This is a genomic window from Pyramidobacter porci, from assembly GCF_009695745.1.
Lineage (GTDB): Bacteria > Synergistota > Synergistia > Synergistales > Dethiosulfovibrionaceae > Pyramidobacter > Pyramidobacter porci.
The window spans coordinates 85948-99769 of the sequence record NZ_VUNH01000008.1 but is presented as its reverse complement, the minus strand read 5'-3'; the positions used below and the strand labels follow the sequence as shown (position 1 = coordinate 99769).

Annotated in this window: 14 protein-coding genes; 11 read left to right on the top strand and 3 right to left on the bottom strand. The window is 57.9% G+C overall.

Annotation, left to right across the window (positions count from 1 at the left end; translation table 11 throughout):
• Window positions 1–49: 49 nt before the first annotated feature.
• The 11 genes from FYJ74_RS08215 (at window position 50) to FYJ74_RS08165 (ending at window position 11284) form a co-directional block, all read left to right on the top strand.
• On the top strand, window positions 50–847 hold the full coding sequence (locus FYJ74_RS08215) for an SDR family NAD(P)-dependent oxidoreductase (protein WP_154529097.1): 798 nt from the start codon (window positions 50–52) through the stop codon (window positions 845–847).
• Window positions 848–948: 101 nt separating this feature from the next.
• Window positions 949–2052 carry a glycerol dehydrogenase gene (locus FYJ74_RS08210; RefSeq protein WP_154529096.1) on the top strand — a complete coding sequence of 368 codons (1104 nt, stop codon included), beginning with the start codon at window positions 949–951 and terminating at the stop codon, window positions 2050–2052.
• 134 nt (window positions 2053–2186) lie between these two features.
• Entirely contained in the window at window positions 2187–3185 is a 999-nt protein-coding gene (locus tag FYJ74_RS08205) for a lipoate--protein ligase (protein ID WP_154529095.1), read from the top strand.
• Window positions 3186–3468: 283 nt separating this feature from the next.
• Window positions 3469–4194 carry a creatininase family protein gene (locus FYJ74_RS08200; RefSeq protein ID WP_195838862.1) on the top strand — a complete coding sequence of 242 codons (726 nt, stop codon included), beginning with the start codon at window positions 3469–3471 and terminating at the stop codon, window positions 4192–4194.
• A 26-nt stretch (window positions 4195–4220) separates the two neighbouring features.
• Entirely contained in the window at window positions 4221–5045 is an 825-nt protein-coding gene (locus FYJ74_RS08195) for a carbon-nitrogen hydrolase family protein (RefSeq protein WP_154529093.1), read from the top strand.
• Between the two features lie 9 nt (window positions 5046–5054).
• Entirely contained in the window at window positions 5055–5726 is a 672-nt protein-coding gene (locus FYJ74_RS08190; protein ID WP_154529092.1) for an RraA family protein, read from the top strand.
• A 62-nt stretch (window positions 5727–5788) separates the two neighbouring features.
• Window positions 5789–7276, top strand: coding sequence for an ABC transporter substrate-binding protein (locus tag FYJ74_RS08185; protein ID WP_154529091.1), 1488 nt, complete (start codon window positions 5789–5791; stop codon window positions 7274–7276).
• Between the two features lie 106 nt (window positions 7277–7382).
• The gene (locus FYJ74_RS08180) at window positions 7383–8357 is read left to right on the top strand and encodes an ABC transporter permease (protein WP_154529090.1); all 975 of its coding nucleotides are present in this window, start codon (window positions 7383–7385) and stop codon (window positions 8355–8357) included.
• On the top strand, window positions 8358–9269 hold the full coding sequence (locus FYJ74_RS08175) for an ABC transporter permease (RefSeq protein ID WP_320634703.1): 912 nt from the start codon (window positions 8358–8360) through the stop codon (window positions 9267–9269).
• An 18-nt stretch (window positions 9270–9287) separates the two neighbouring features.
• Window positions 9288–10271: an ABC transporter ATP-binding protein gene (locus tag FYJ74_RS08170; protein WP_154529089.1), complete on the top strand. Its 984-nt coding sequence runs from the start codon at window positions 9288–9290 to the stop codon at window positions 10269–10271.
• A gap of 2 nt (window positions 10272–10273) precedes the next feature.
• The gene (locus tag FYJ74_RS08165; RefSeq protein ID WP_154529088.1) at window positions 10274–11284 is read left to right on the top strand and encodes an ABC transporter ATP-binding protein; all 1011 of its coding nucleotides are present in this window, start codon (window positions 10274–10276) and stop codon (window positions 11282–11284) included.
• Between the two features lie 109 nt (window positions 11285–11393).
• Here the strand turns inward: FYJ74_RS08165 and FYJ74_RS08160 are convergent, their stop codons facing one another.
• The 3 genes from FYJ74_RS08160 to rlmN form a co-directional block, all read right to left on the bottom strand.
• Window positions 11394–12113, bottom strand: a complete 720-nt coding sequence (locus FYJ74_RS08160; RefSeq protein WP_154529087.1) for a GntR family transcriptional regulator — start codon at window positions 12111–12113, stop codon at window positions 11394–11396.
• Window positions 12114–12336: 223 nt separating this feature from the next.
• On the bottom strand, window positions 12337–12705 hold the full coding sequence (locus FYJ74_RS08155) for a hypothetical protein (protein ID WP_154529086.1): 369 nt from the start codon (window positions 12703–12705) through the stop codon (window positions 12337–12339).
• The gene (gene rlmN, locus FYJ74_RS08150; RefSeq protein ID WP_229769423.1) at window positions 12706–13779 is read right to left on the bottom strand and encodes a 23S rRNA (adenine(2503)-C(2))-methyltransferase RlmN; all 1074 of its coding nucleotides are present in this window, start codon (window positions 13777–13779) and stop codon (window positions 12706–12708) included.
• Between the last annotated feature and the right edge of the window lie 43 nt (window positions 13780–13822).

Sequence of the window (13822 nt, the reverse complement as noted above, 5' to 3'; positions counted from 1 at the left end):
AAGGTAAAATCGGAAAATTAGCATAACGTGAAAAGAGGAGGGAGTTCTCGTGAGCATTCAGATTGATTTGAAAGGAAAAACCGCGCTGCTCACCGGAGGCGGACGCGGCTTGGGCAAAACGGTCGCGGAAGTGCTGGCACAAGCGGGCGCCAACGTCTTCATCGGCAACCGGAAAGAAGCCGAAGGCACCAGCGTCGTCGAGGAACTCCGCAAACTGGGAGTCAAGGCCGATTTCAAAAAGGTGGACGTCTCCGTCGATGCCGAGGTAGAGGAATTCTTTAAGGCCGGCGAGGCATTTGCCGGCGGCAAAATCGATTTTGTCGTCAACAACGCCGGGGTCATCGAGACGGTTCCTTTTCTGGAGCTGAGCGGGGAACGCGCCAAAAGGGTCTACGACATCAACGTCATTGGGCTCTCCAACGTGGTGCGCTGCGCTCTGAAGAAAATGATCGCCCAGAAGGAGGGACGGATCGTGACGACTTCCTCCATCGCCGGGGTCGCCCAGCTCGGGATGCTGGAGCATTACAGCGCTACGAAGACGGCTGTCGTTTCCCTGACGAAGAACCTCGCCAAAGTGGCAGCACCCTACCACATCAACGTCAACAGCGTTGCCCCGGGGATCATCCGCACGAACATGTGGGAGGAGATCCTGGACTCCATGACGGGCGGTTCCGACAATGTCGACCGCCGCAACAGCACTTTCGACGACAGCGTCAAGAAGCTGATTCCCTTCGGCGTTCCCCAGGTGGAGGAGGATATCGCCAACGCAGTTCTCTTCCTGTGCAGCCATCTCTCCAAGGAAATTACGGGGCAGGTGATTGTCGTAGACGGCGGCACGACGGCCTAGGCCGGCTCCGTCTGAGATTGCCCCGGAGAGAATGCGGTTTCCTTGTGGGGATACGCACGATGATTTACGGATGACAGCAAGAATGAAAAGGAGGTTTCAGCATGGCAGTCACGGTTATTTCACCGTCGCGTTATGTTCAGGGGCGCGGAGCGATGAACGACCTCGGCATGTATGCGGCCAAACTCGGAAGCAAAGCGCTCTGTTTGATTTCTGCCGGCGGCATCGACCGCGTCGGCGAGCGGATCGAAAAGAGCTTTGCCCAAAGCGAAGCTCCCGTCGTCTTTGAGAAATTCAATGGCGAATGCTCGCGGACGGAAATCGACCGCCTTGTAAAGCTCGTGAAGGAACAGGGTTTTGACGTGATGATCGGCGTCGGCGGCGGCAAGATTTTCGACACGGCCAAGGCCGCGGCGTACTACGCCGGGATCCCTGTCGCCATTTGCCCCACGGTCGCTTCCACCGACGCGCCCTGCTCCGCCCTTTCGGTCATTTATACCGACGAGGGCGCTTTTGCAGAGTATCTGTTCCTGCCGGCCAACCCCAATCTTGTGCTGATGGACACTGAAGTCATTGCCCAAAGCCCGCTGCGCCTCACCGTCTCCGGCATGGGGGATGCCATGGCCACGTACTTCGAAGCGCGCGCCTGCGTGAACTCCGGCGCCGGCAATTTTGCCGGCGGCACCGTTGGCGTCACGTCGTTCGGCATCGCCAAACTGTGCTACGACACGCTCGTCAGCGACGGCTTGAAAGCGAAAATCGCTCTTGAATCACAGGCGCTGACCCCCGCCGTCGAACGCATCATCGAAGCGAACACCTTGCTTTCGGGGCTTGGCTTCGAATCCTGCGGCATCGCCGCCGCGCACGCGATTCACAATGGGCTGACTCAGCTTCCGGAATGCCATCACATGCAGCACGGCGAAAAAGTGAACTTCGGCACGCTGACCCAGCTGGTGATGGAAAACGTTCCCGAGGAGGAACTGACCGAGATGCTCGATTGGATGATCGCCGTCGGGTTGCCGGTCACCTTCGCGGAACTCGGCGTCACCGACACCAGCCGCGAACATCTGATGCCGGTGGCGGACGCCGCATGCGCGCCGACGGACACGCTGCATAACATGCCCTTCGAGGTCGACGCGGAAATGGTCTACAACGCCATGATCGCCGCCGACACATACGGGCGCAGGGCGTTAAGCGCCAAACGTTAAACCGCGCGGCGCGCTTTCCGGCGCTGTTAAAGAGGGCTTAAAAACAGTCTGTCCGCAAAAAAGTCCCCGTGCAGTGCGGCCGCACGGGGACTTTTCAAGGGAGAAGATTTTACGGAAACGATGGGATGGATCAAATGAATTTCAATTATATTTTGAACGACGCGCACGATCCGCGCTACAACCTTGCCCTTGAGGAAGTCCTTTGTGAAGAAGCCGCGAAAAGGCGGGAAGGATTCCTCATGCTGTGGAGCAACGACCCCACCGTCGTCGTGGGACGGTTTCAGAACACCGCTCAGGAAGTGATGCGCGAGTTCATCGCGCCGCGCGGAATTCACGTCGTGCGGCGCATAACAGGCGGCGGCGCCGTGTATCATGACCGCGGCAACCTCAATTACTCCGTGATCCTGCCGTCTCAGGATGAATCACGTTTGGATATCCAAGCGTTCAGCGTCCCGCTTTTGCAATATCTCCGGTCTTTGGGAGTCGCGGCGGAACACACGGGACGCAACGACGTGACGGTGAAAGGCTGCAAGATCTCCGGCGTGGCGCAGTACGCAGCGGCCGGAATGGTGCTTCACCATGGCACGATCCTCTTCGATTCCCGCCTTGAAGACGTGGAACGCGCCCTGCGGGTCAAACCGGAGAAATATCAGTCAAAAGGCTTTCGATCCGTCCGCAGCCGCGTTACCAACCTTCTGCCGCACCTCCCGCAGAAAATGACGCTCGAACGCTTTCAGGCCGGATTCGCGGCGGCGTTGATCCGTTTTTACCACGCAGAGACCGTGCGGCCGCCTGCGGCAGCCGAGGCGCTCAATGCGCAGGAGCTGGCCGTAAGCAAATACGCCTCGTGGAACTGGACGTGGGGCAATTCACCCGATTTCACCGTGAACAACGAACGCCGTTTTTCCGGCGGCACCGTGCAGATAGGCCTTGTCGTCAAGGAAGGGCGCGTGGAAGACTGCCGCATTTACGGCGATTTTTTCAGCTTGGGAACTCCCGGAGAAGTCGAAGCGCGCATCCGCGGCCAACGTTATCCTTTTGTGGGATTGGAAGCGCTGCTTCCCGACGAACTGCTCGAGAGGAGTTTTCTCTCCGTTTCGCCAGGGGAATTCCGTGCCTTCCTTGCCGAGTAGAACTGTATGAGTGCAAAAGAGTCTGTCTCTATTTCCCTGGAAACGGGAATTGAGAGACAGACTCTTTTTCATGAGGAATGTTCCACGTGGAACATTTTGCACGGAAGATTGTTGTCTGCTGCGCTTTTGTGCCTGTTGTGCTGCGCCAAAAAGAGCGTTTCACGATTCAGGAGAGCTGACGGAAAACTTGCGGTCAAATAATTATGATGTTATAATCACATGCAATTCACAGGGTTCCATGATTAAATTTAAGGTTTTTGTGGTGCGATATGGAGGCTGTCCGATGCTGTTGATGAAAGAGATGAACTTTGTTGATTACCGTGCCGAGGTTGCCAAAACTCGCGCGATAATTCTTCCGGTTGGCGCATTCGAGGTCTGGGGGCCGCATCTTCCTGTCGGCGCCGATACGCTGGTGGCCGAAGAAATCGCCAATCGTATTTCCGAAAAGATTGGCTGGGTCGTTGGCCCTTCGGTTCCCGTTGGCTATTCGGAGAGTCTTTTTGCGCCTGAAGGCGGTACGATTACGGTTCGCCCCGAATCGCTGCGCAATTATCTTTATGACATTGTCGAGAGCCTTGCGGAAACGGGAGTGAAGCGTTTCTGTTTTGTTGGGCCGCATCTGGGCAACGTGCCCATCATTACCGAGATCGCCACGCATCTGCGCCGTACCAGGAACGTGAAGTGCTGTCTGATCGACTGGTGGCGGATCATTCAGCCCATTTGCAAGGGCATTCTCAAGTATGACGGCCGGCCTGCCCACGCTCATGCCGCTGAGGCCGGCACCTCCACGTTTATGTATCTGCGTCCCGACCTGGTCAAGGCCGAGCGTCTGAAGGACGTGGGGCTTGCCGCCAACGAATATCCCGATATTCCTCAGTTCGCTCCCTTTGTGGAAACGTATCCCGAGGCCCACGTAGGGGATCCCACGCCGGCCAGCGCGGAAAAAGGCGAACAGATCGTCGGCAAAACAGTGGAGCGTGTGGTCGAGTTCCTCAAGCAATGGCATTAAAGCAGCCAAAGGAGATTGCGAAACAGATGAGAAAATACCTGATGGCCGTGATTCAAATGGATACGCGCGGCAATAAAGACGCCAATCTGAAGGCCGCCTGTGATTTTATCGACGAGGCGGCGTCCAAAGGCGCGAAGTTCGTCTCTTTCCCGGAAGTTTTCAATGTGATCGACGAGGGGCAGGAAGCGCCTGAACTTGTTCCCGAAGGACGAACGATTTCCCTGATGGCCGAAAAAGCCCGCCGGCATCACCTCTGGATCCATTGCGGCAGCATTGCCGAAGTGAACCCCGAGGGCGACCGCAAGTTCAACACGACCGCGGTGTTGAATCCCCAAGGCGAAATGGTTGCCAAATACCGCAAGCTTCACACGTTCGACATCACGCTCCCCGATGGCAGCGTGGCTGAGGAATCGGCCCGCATCAAGCCCGGCCGGGAGATGGTGACGGTGGGCACGGAAATGGGCTGTCTCGGGCTGTCGATCTGCTACGATATCCGTTTTCCCGAGCTGTACCGCTATCTGGCCCTGCACGGCGCTCAGATCCTGTTCGCGCCGGCCAACTTCCGCATGGCGACGGGAAAGGATCACTGGGAAGCGCTCCTGCGCGCCCGCGCTATCGAGAACACCTGTTACGTGGCGGCGGCCGGGCAGTACGGCAAAAAACACGGAACGTCCGATTCCTTCGGCAACAGCATGATCGTCGACCCGTGGGGAACGGTTGTCGCCCGCGCCTCCGAAGGCGCCGGAATCGCCGTCGGCGAGATCGACCTCGAGTATCTCGACAAGGTACGCGCTCATCTGCCGTCGTTGAAAAACCGCCGCGCCGACGTGTACGACACGGTCAGGAAGTAGGCGCCTGTCATGGAATGGACGCCTGAACTGACAAAGCGGTTTATGAGCACCGATCCGGCGACTTATGGACATTTTCCCGGCGTCAGCTTCATGATGCCGCGCATCAAACCGATCAGCCGTTCGATGAAAATGGTCGGCCCCGCTTACACGGCGCGCATCCTCGGTAAGGATTCCTGCGCCATGTATAAGGCTATTCAGGAAGCTCCCGGAGGTTCTGTGCTGGTGGTCGATCGCGCTGGCGACGAGGTCTTTGCCTGTGTCGGGGAAATGGTGGCGCGCAACGCCCAGGCTCTCGGTCTGGCAGGGATCGTCATCGACGGTCCGGCGACCGATTCGGTCTGGCTCGACCGTATGGGGTTCCCCGTGTTCTGCGCCGGCATCTCGGCAGCGACGACCAACGTCTGGGGGCTCTCGGGGCAGTACGACATTCCCGTCAACTGCGGCGGCGCCGTCGTGCATCCCGGCGATATCGTTTTTGGCGACGCCGACGGCGTGATCGTGATGCCGCCCGATAACTGCGAAGCGTACTTGGCCAAAGCCGAAGCGGCGGCGATACGAGAAGCGAAGATGCGCGAGGACTTTGCCGAGGGAAAATTTTCGCTGCGCAGCGTCGATCCTCTTATCGAGGCGAACATGGAACAAGTTGTCGCCGATATTCGTTCCGGCGCGAAGAAACTGTAACCTTTGCGGCTCTGCGGCCGCGGGTTGAATCTTGTTATATTTGTTCAGCAGGAGGGAGAAATATGAAGAAATTTTTTGCAATGGTCCTGTGCGTCGTGTCCCTGATGGGACTGTGCGCTGCGTCTGCCCCGGCGGCTTTCAAGGACACGATCACGATGGTGAACGAGCTGGAGCCGGACACGTTGGACCCGCGGCGCGGCAACGGCATTTCCAACAACATCGTCATGACGCTGATCTACGACTCGCTGGTGGATCTTGACCGCGAGGGCAAAGAGATTCCCCGTCTGGCGACGAGCTGGGAGTTCATCGACAGCACGCACCTGAGAATGCATCTGCGCCGCGACGTGGTGTTTTCCAACGGTTATCCTCTGACTGCCGAGGATGTCCTCTTCAGCCTGGGGCGCACCAAGGACGATTCCACCTCCTATTCGACGATGATCTGGTACGACGAGAAAAACTCCAAAGCCGAAGATCCCTACACGGTGGTCCTGGCCATGCATCAGCCTTACGCTCCCGTGTTCAACGTGCTGGCCAGCGGACGCTGCTGGATCGGCTGCAAGAAAGCCGTGGAGGAGATGGGCGAAAAGGATTATGCCCGAGCGCCCGTCGGTTCCGGCGCTTACAAGCTGGTCAAGTGGACCAACGGCGCCAGCATGCTGTTTGAGCGCAACGAAAAATATTGGGGAACGCCTGCCAAGACGAAAAACGTCCTGCTCAAGTTCGTTCCCGAACCGGCTTCCCGCGTCATCGAACTTGAAACCGGCGCCGCCGACTTCGCGTTCTACATCAACGGATCCGACATCGACCGCGTCAACGCGATTGACGGCTGTCACGTCGAATCGGGGCGTTCTGAAAAGTATTATCTGATCACGATGGCCATGAACCACCCGATTCTGTCGAATCAGAAAGTCCGTCACGCCCTGTCCTACGCCGTTGACATTCCCGCTTTGGCCGACGCGGCCTTCGACGGTCACGCTCACGCCATGACGGGCGTATATCCCTCCATCGTCGAGGGCTGGAAGGATATGGGCGGCTGGGAATACAACCCGGAGAAAGCTAAGCAGCTTCTGGTCGAGGCCGGCTATCCCAACGGCTTCGACATCGAGCTGCACCTTCTGCCCGAGGCGCTTTACCAGCAGATGGGCGAGATCGTTCAGGCGTACTGGGCAGCCGTGGGCGTGAACGCTCGCATCGAACAGAGCGCCCTGGCGACCCGCGAGGCGCAGGGGCCCTGGGAGGCCTCGATCCGCACGGCGACGGCCAACGAGATCTCCAATATTCTCATCATTTACGAGAAAGAATTCGGTTCACGCTTGGCTCCCAACGACGTGAAACTCGACGGCATGCTTAAGAAGTTGAAGACGTTGTACGATCGGGAGGAACGGAAGGTCCTGCTCGACGAGATTCAGGATTATCTCTATGAGAAGCGCTATTCCATTCCCTTTGCCGAAGCCGACACGATCTTTGGCGTCAGCGACAAGATCAAAAATTTCGTCATGCCTACGACGATTTTCCGCGTCAACGTCAAGGACTGGGAAGTCGAAGAGTAGTATTCGCATCTTGTCTTTACGCGCCATAAGTGAGCAGCCGGACTCTTTCGAAGGATCCGGCTGCTTTTTAGAATGAGCGTTTCACGAGGAAGGGGAAATCCGGCGTATGCTTAAATTCATCGGCAAACGCATCCTGATGATGGTTCCGGTCATGCTGGGCGTTGTGCTGCTGGTTTTCAGCATGATGTACTTTTCTCCCGGAAAGCCCGAGGATTACATCCTCGGCGACATGGCAACCGCAGAGGACAAGGCAAAATTCCGGGCTGAAAACGGCTTGAACGATCCATTCATCATCCAGTATTTCAACTACATCAGGAAAGCCCTGACGGGGGATCTGGGCATTTCCTACACGACGAAGCAGCCTGTGGTCACCGAGATCATGAGCCGCTTCCCGACCACGTTTCAGCTGGCTTTTTTCAGCACGTTGATCGCGGTGGCTCTGGGAATCGTCACCGGCATCGTTTCGGCGGTCAAACAGTATACTGTGTGGGACAATATCTGCCGCGTGCTGGCCATGATCGGCGTGTCCATGCCGAATTTCTGGCAGGGACTGCTGCTGATCATTCTCTTTTCGGTTGTTCTGAAGTGGTTTCCGTCGTCGGGATTCAGCAGCTGGAAACATGTGGTGCTCCCGGCGCTGACTATCGGCACTTCTTCGGCGGCTGCCGTGATGCGCATGACCCGTTCCAGCATGCTGGAGGCCATCCGTCAGGATTATGTGCGCACGGCTCGTTCCAAGGGACAGTCTGAAATAAAAGTCGTCTGGCATCACGCCTTCCGCAACGCGATCATTCCCGTCATGACGGTGGTGGGGGTCAACTTCGGCAAGATGTTGGGCGGCGCGGCGATCAGCGAGGTCGTTTTCGCCATTCCCGGCCTGGGGAACCTGATCATCGGCGCCATTAAGGTGAAGAACGCGCCGCTGGTCCAGGGAGGCATCATGTTCATCGCTCTGGCCATGTCGATCGTCAATCTGATCGTCGACGTGCTTTACGCTTACGTGGATCCGCGCATCCGTTCGCAGTATCTGAAGCCGCGGCGGTCGCGGCCCGAAAAGAAAACGGCGAAGGAGGCGGCGTAGGTGTCTGATTTCGAGAACAAAACAGCGGCGTCTGAAAACGCAGCTGAATGCGAAGAAATTTCCATCAGCAGCCGCGGACAGCTGAAAGACGTTTGCAAACGCTTCCTGAAGAATCGAGCCGCTGTGCTCGGACTGGCGATCATCGTCGTCCTCGTCGTCTGTGCGCTGTTTCCCGGCCAGATCAGCGGATTCGATTATGCCCGCCCCAACCTTCGCATGCGTTATCTGCCGCTGTCGGCGGAGCACTGGATGGGGACCGACGAGCTGGGGCGCGATATCTTTACCCGCGTGATCTGGGGCTGCCGCACGTCTCTGACGATCGGACTGAGCTCGGTCGTGATCGCCTGCGTCATTGGCACGGCAGTGGGCTGCGTGGCCGGATTTTACGGCGGTTGGCTTGACAACGTGCTGATGCGCTGCATCGACGTGCTGCTGGCGGTTCCCAACTTGCTGCTGGGCATCTCCATCGTGGCCGCGTTGGGGAACAGCATTCCCAACCTGATCTTGGCGATCGGCCTGGGGCTGATGTCGAGTTTTGCGCGCGTCACCCGCTCGGCCGTGATCACGGTGCGCGGCGAGCAGTATATCGAAGCGGCCCGTTCCACGGGGGCCTCAAATCTGCGCATCATCTGGAAATATGTGCTGCCGAACGCCATGGCGCCGATCATCGTCCAGGTGTCCATGGGCATCGCGACGGCGATTCTGACCATTTCCGGTCTGAGCTTCATCGGTTTGGGAGTGCCGGCGCCGACACCCGAGTGGGGCGGCATGCTTTCCAGCGGCCGTCAGTTCATCCGTGACCACTGGAACCTGATCACGTTTCCCGGAGTGGCCATCATGATCACGGTGTTCGCATTCAACCTGTTCGGCGACGGTCTGCGCGACGCGCTGGATCCCCGTTTGAAATCCTGATGAGCGGAGGCCGACGCCATGAGTGGAAACGACAAGAACATCCTCGAAGTCAGAGATCTGACGATTCATTATTTTGTTGATAAGACGGTGGTCAAAGCGGTCAACGGCATCAGTTTCGCCCTGGCGCAGGGAGAATCTCTCGGCCTGGTCGGCGAAACCGGCGCCGGAAAAACCACGACGGCTCTTGGCATTATGCGTTTGGTCCCCAATCCTCCCGGGCGTATCGTCGGCGGCTCTCTCCTCTACAAAGGAGAGGATCTCTGCAAAAAGTCCGAAGAAGAGATGCGCAAAATCCGCGGTCACGAGATCTCCATGATCTTTCAGGATCCGATGACGGCGCTGAACCCCGTACTGACCGTCGGCGACCAGATCGCCGAGGTCATCGGCCTGCACCGGAAGATCACCAGGAAGGAAGCGCTGCGCAAAGCCATGGAAATGATGGAAATGGTCGGCATTGAGGGCGAACGCTGCCACGAATACCCGCACCAGTTTTCCGGCGGCATGCAGCAGCGCATTGTCATCGCCATTGCGCTGGCCTGCAATCCTTCGCTGCTGCTGGCCGACGAGCCGACGACGGCGCTGGATGTGACCATTCAGGAACAGGTGCTGCACCTCATCGAAACGCTCAAGAAGCGTTTCGGCACGTCGTTGCTGCTGATCACCCATGATCTCGGCGTTGTGGCCGAAGTCTGCGATCGCGTGGGCATCGTCTACGCCGGAAACATCGTGGAGTACGGCACGCTGGAGCACATTTACAACCACACATCCCATCCCTATACGCAGGGACTGTTCGGCTCGATTCCCAACTTCGACAAAAAAGTTCACCGCCTCAAACCGATCGCCGGTCTGATGCCCGATCCGGCCAACTTGCCCGACGGATGCGTATTCGCCGCCCGTTGTCCGGAGGCGAAGGAAGCTTGCCGTCGCGGTGCTATTCCCAACGTGGAGATTGCGCCCGGTCATTTTGTGCGCTGCCTGAACTTTGCGTGCAGAGGGGAGTAGCCATGTCTGCGATTCTTGAAGTCGTCAATCTGAGAAAGTATTTCGAGACGCCTCGCGGCTTGCTGCACGCCGTGGACGACGTGTCCTTTGCCATCGAACGGGGCAAGACTCTCGGCGTCGTGGGCGAGTCGGGCTGCGGCAAATCCACGCTGGGGCGTACCGTGATCCACTTGCAGGAACCGACGTCCGGCACGATCGTCTTTGAAGGACGGGATATCAGCCGCGTTGACGAACATCAGCTCAAAGACCTGCGCGAAGACATGCAGATGATTTTTCAGGATCCCTTTTCGTCGTTGAATCCGCGCATGTCCGTCGGTCAGTTGATCGCCGAGCCTCTGTTGATCTATAGGAAGCACAGAACTGAGCGCGAGCTGGCTCGTCACGTCGCTCAACTGATGGATACCGTCGGCCTGGCGCGCCGTCTGGCAAACTCGTATCCTCACGAGCTCGACGGCGGCCGCCGGCAGCGCATCGGAGTGGCCCGCGCCCTGGCGCTGGAGCCGAAGTTCATCGTCTGCGACGAACCCGTGTCGGCGCTGGACGTGTCCATTCAGGCGCAGATCATCAATCTGATGCAGGATCTTCAGGAAGCCATGAACCTCACCTATATGTTTATCACCCACGACATGTCGGTTGTCCGCCATGTTTCTGACGACATCATGGTCATGTATCTGGGCAGCATGGTGGAGTTTGCCGATTCGGAAGAAATGTTCAACATTCGTTTGCATCCTTACACGCAGGCCTTGTTGGCCGCCGTCCCCATACCGGTGATCGGAGCGAAGAAGGAGCGTTCGCTGCTGAAAGGTGAGATCACCTCGCCTGTCGGACTCGGCGACGGATGTCGTTTCGCGAAACGCTGTCCTTATGCCGGGGATCAGTGCTTTCGGGAAACGCCCAGGCTCGACGAGCTCCGCCCCCATCACTTTGTCGCCTGCCACCGGGCGCGGGAAATCAATCGGTTGAGTTTGGACAAGCGTTTGGAGCTTAGATTGGAAAGGCTGAACTTTTCGTAAAACCTTGTAAAAAAACTGTTGGGATGGCGGAAAGGGTTACGTTTCCGCCATCCCAACAACTTTAAAAGCGTGCTTTATGCGTGGCGATAGAATGTCCGGATTACGAGCGTCAATAGTTAAGCGTGGAATCCATCTCGTATTCCCATTTTTCAGTAAAAACATATTGATTGCTTACCCACACGGCTTTTCCCTGATTGTCGGAGAAAAAACGACGAACTCTGAGAACCGGGGTGTGTTCAGCGACCTGCAAATAATCCGTGATCTTTTTAGGCGGGATACGAACGGCAAGTTTCTCGTGAACGCGGCAGATCACGATGTTGAATTTAGAGGTCAGCATCTCCTTCATGGAGATAAAGTCTCCCGCCGCTTTGAAAATGGAGAGGTCAAAACGTCGCGGAAGATAATGTTCAAAGACGAAGACGGGGGTTTCTTCGATACATTGGCTGCGGACCAAATAGGTCGTTTGTTCCTTTTTGCCCAAATTCAGGAAGGTCTGAATGTCCTGATCGTGCGGGATCTTCAGGGAAATCTCCAGCGTTTGGGTTGAAAGCCGGTCCCAATGTTGCTCATACACGTTCACGAAGCCTGTGGCGGTAAACCAAGGGCGCGTGCGCACCTGTTTGGTGACAAACGTTCCCTTCCCTTGGAGGCGGAGAACGAGCCCTTCATTTTCAAGCGCTCCCAGCGCCTGTCGTACCGGGGCGCGGCTGGTACCGTAAATTTTCTCGAGATCGGCCTCCGTCGGCAGCATTGCCCCCGGCTTATAGAGCCCTTCGCAGATTTTGTACTGTAAATCGCGATAAATTTGATAATAAAGGGGTATAGTCATCTCATTGTCTCCAATAGAAGTATGCGATCGCTTTCCCTATAATTATCGATTTTTGAAATAATAAGTCAAGGGGCTCACCTGATGCGTCGCTGTTCAGTGATAACGTCATACGATTTCTTTATTAATAAGGTTGCAAGGCTGAACTCAAGGGCTCTGCGAGAAAGATTCGCAAAGCGAGCTGCGCGGCCTGCGTAACTTGCCTTGCGGTTCTCCCCCGGAGCGCTCAGCGCGTTGCCCGGTCCAGTTCGGTCCAGCCAAAATCCTTGGCTTCGGACTGCCAGCGCAGCAGCAGCGAGGAGTCGGCAAGGTGCACGACGGCCCAGCACGGCGCGACGAAACAGAGCTGGGCGTTTTCGGGCAGATTGGGACGGGCCGCGCGCAGAGACTTCTCCAGCGCCGCGCGGTTCAGGCGGTCATTCCATTGCGGTTCGGGAGCCATCAGGCGCATCCGCGCTGCCAGCTCGGCGGCGTCCCGCGTCACTTTGCCGCTGCGGGCGACGACGCCCCAGAGCACGACGGTGCAGACGACGAGCGCCAGCGCGGCCGTGAGCGCCATGACTTTCGCCGACGGGCCGAGAGGATTGGGCTTCATTTAACTGACCGTCTTGCCGCGCAGCTGTCCGCAGGCGGCGTCGATGTCGGCCCCGTGTTCCTTGCGCACCTCGCACTCCACGTTCAGCTCCCTGAGGATCTTCATGAACGGCGCGATGCGGCTGGCCGAAGGGCGGGCGAATTGCGTGCCGGCCACGGGATTGTAGGGGATCAGGTTCACGTAGACTTGCAGGTTCGAGAACAGCGTCGCCAGCTCGTAGGCGCAGTCCGGCGTGTCGTTGACGTTCTTGAGCATGACGTACTCGATGGTGAGGCGCACGTCGGTCTTCTTCTGCCAGTATTCGAGCGCGCTGAACACGGCGCCGAGCGGGAAGCGCTCGTTCACGGGCATGATGCGCGACCTCAGTTCGTTGTTGGGCGCGTGCAGCGACAGGCACAGGTAGATGTCCAGCCCTTCGTCGGCGAGGCGGCGGATGCCCTCGGGGATGCCCGACGTGGAGATGGTGACGTGCCGCACGCTCAAGCCCCGCATCTTCGGCTCGAGGAAGATGCGCACGGCTTTGACGACGTTCTCGTAATTGAGCAGCGGCTCGCCCATGCCCATGAAGACGACGTTGTTGATGTCGTGCCCGACGTCGGATTCCATGGCCGCGAAATGCGAGACGATCTCGCCGGCGCTGAGGTTGCGCTTGAATCCCTGCTGCCCCGTGGCGCAGAACTCGCAGCGCAGCGGACAGCCGACCTGCGAGGAGAGGCAGGCCGTGTAATGGTTGCCGTGGTCCATCAGCACCGACTCGACGTACTCGCCGTCGTCGAGCCGCCACAGATACTTGCGCGTGCCGTCGGCGGCCACCTGTCGCTTGGCCAGTTTCGGCAGCCGGATCTCCAGCAGCTCGGGCAGACGCTCGCGCAGCGCTTTGGACAGGTTGGTCATGGCGCCGAAGCTGAAGACTTTTTTCTTGTAGATCCACTGACACAGCTGATCGGCCGTGTAGCGCGGCATGTTCAGCTCTTCCTGCGCGAAACGCTCCCAGTCGGCCAGCGTCATCTCGAAGGCGTTCCGTTTCGCCGCAGCTTCGGGCGCGTTCGTCACGTTCAGTTCGTTGTTTTCCATTTTTCCCCTTTTCCCTTTCATGAAGGCCGACGCTTCCCTCCAA

Excerpts from the sequence above, each read along its gene's own strand:
- FYJ74_RS08190 (WP_154529092.1), top strand. The coding sequence starts at position 5,055 with ATGGAATGGACGCCTGAACTGACAAAGCGGTTTATGAGCACCGATCCG.
- FYJ74_RS08200 (WP_195838862.1), top strand. The coding sequence starts at position 3,469 with ATGCTGTTGATGAAAGAGATGAACTTTGTTGATTACCGTGCCGAGGTT.
- FYJ74_RS08210 (WP_154529096.1), top strand. The coding sequence starts at position 949 with ATGGCAGTCACGGTTATTTCACCGTCGCGTTATGTTCAGGGGCGCGGA.
- rlmN (WP_229769423.1), bottom strand. The coding sequence starts at position 13,779 with ATGGAAAACAACGAACTGAACGTGACGAACGCGCCCGAAGCTGCGGCG.
- FYJ74_RS08185 (WP_154529091.1), top strand. The coding sequence starts at position 5,789 with ATGAAGAAATTTTTTGCAATGGTCCTGTGCGTCGTGTCCCTGATGGGA.
- FYJ74_RS08165 (WP_154529088.1), top strand. The coding sequence starts at position 10,274 with ATGTCTGCGATTCTTGAAGTCGTCAATCTGAGAAAGTATTTCGAGACG.
- FYJ74_RS08155 (WP_154529086.1), bottom strand. The coding sequence starts at position 12,705 with ATGAAGCCCAATCCTCTCGGCCCGTCGGCGAAAGTCATGGCGCTCACG.
- FYJ74_RS08205 (WP_154529095.1), top strand. The coding sequence starts at position 2,187 with ATGAATTTCAATTATATTTTGAACGACGCGCACGATCCGCGCTACAAC.
- FYJ74_RS08170 (WP_154529089.1), top strand. The coding sequence starts at position 9,288 with ATGAGTGGAAACGACAAGAACATCCTCGAAGTCAGAGATCTGACGATT.
- FYJ74_RS08180 (WP_154529090.1), top strand. The coding sequence starts at position 7,383 with ATGCTTAAATTCATCGGCAAACGCATCCTGATGATGGTTCCGGTCATG.
- FYJ74_RS08160 (WP_154529087.1), bottom strand. The coding sequence starts at position 12,113 with ATGACTATACCCCTTTATTATCAAATTTATCGCGATTTACAGTACAAA.
- FYJ74_RS08195 (WP_154529093.1), top strand. The coding sequence starts at position 4,221 with ATGAGAAAATACCTGATGGCCGTGATTCAAATGGATACGCGCGGCAAT.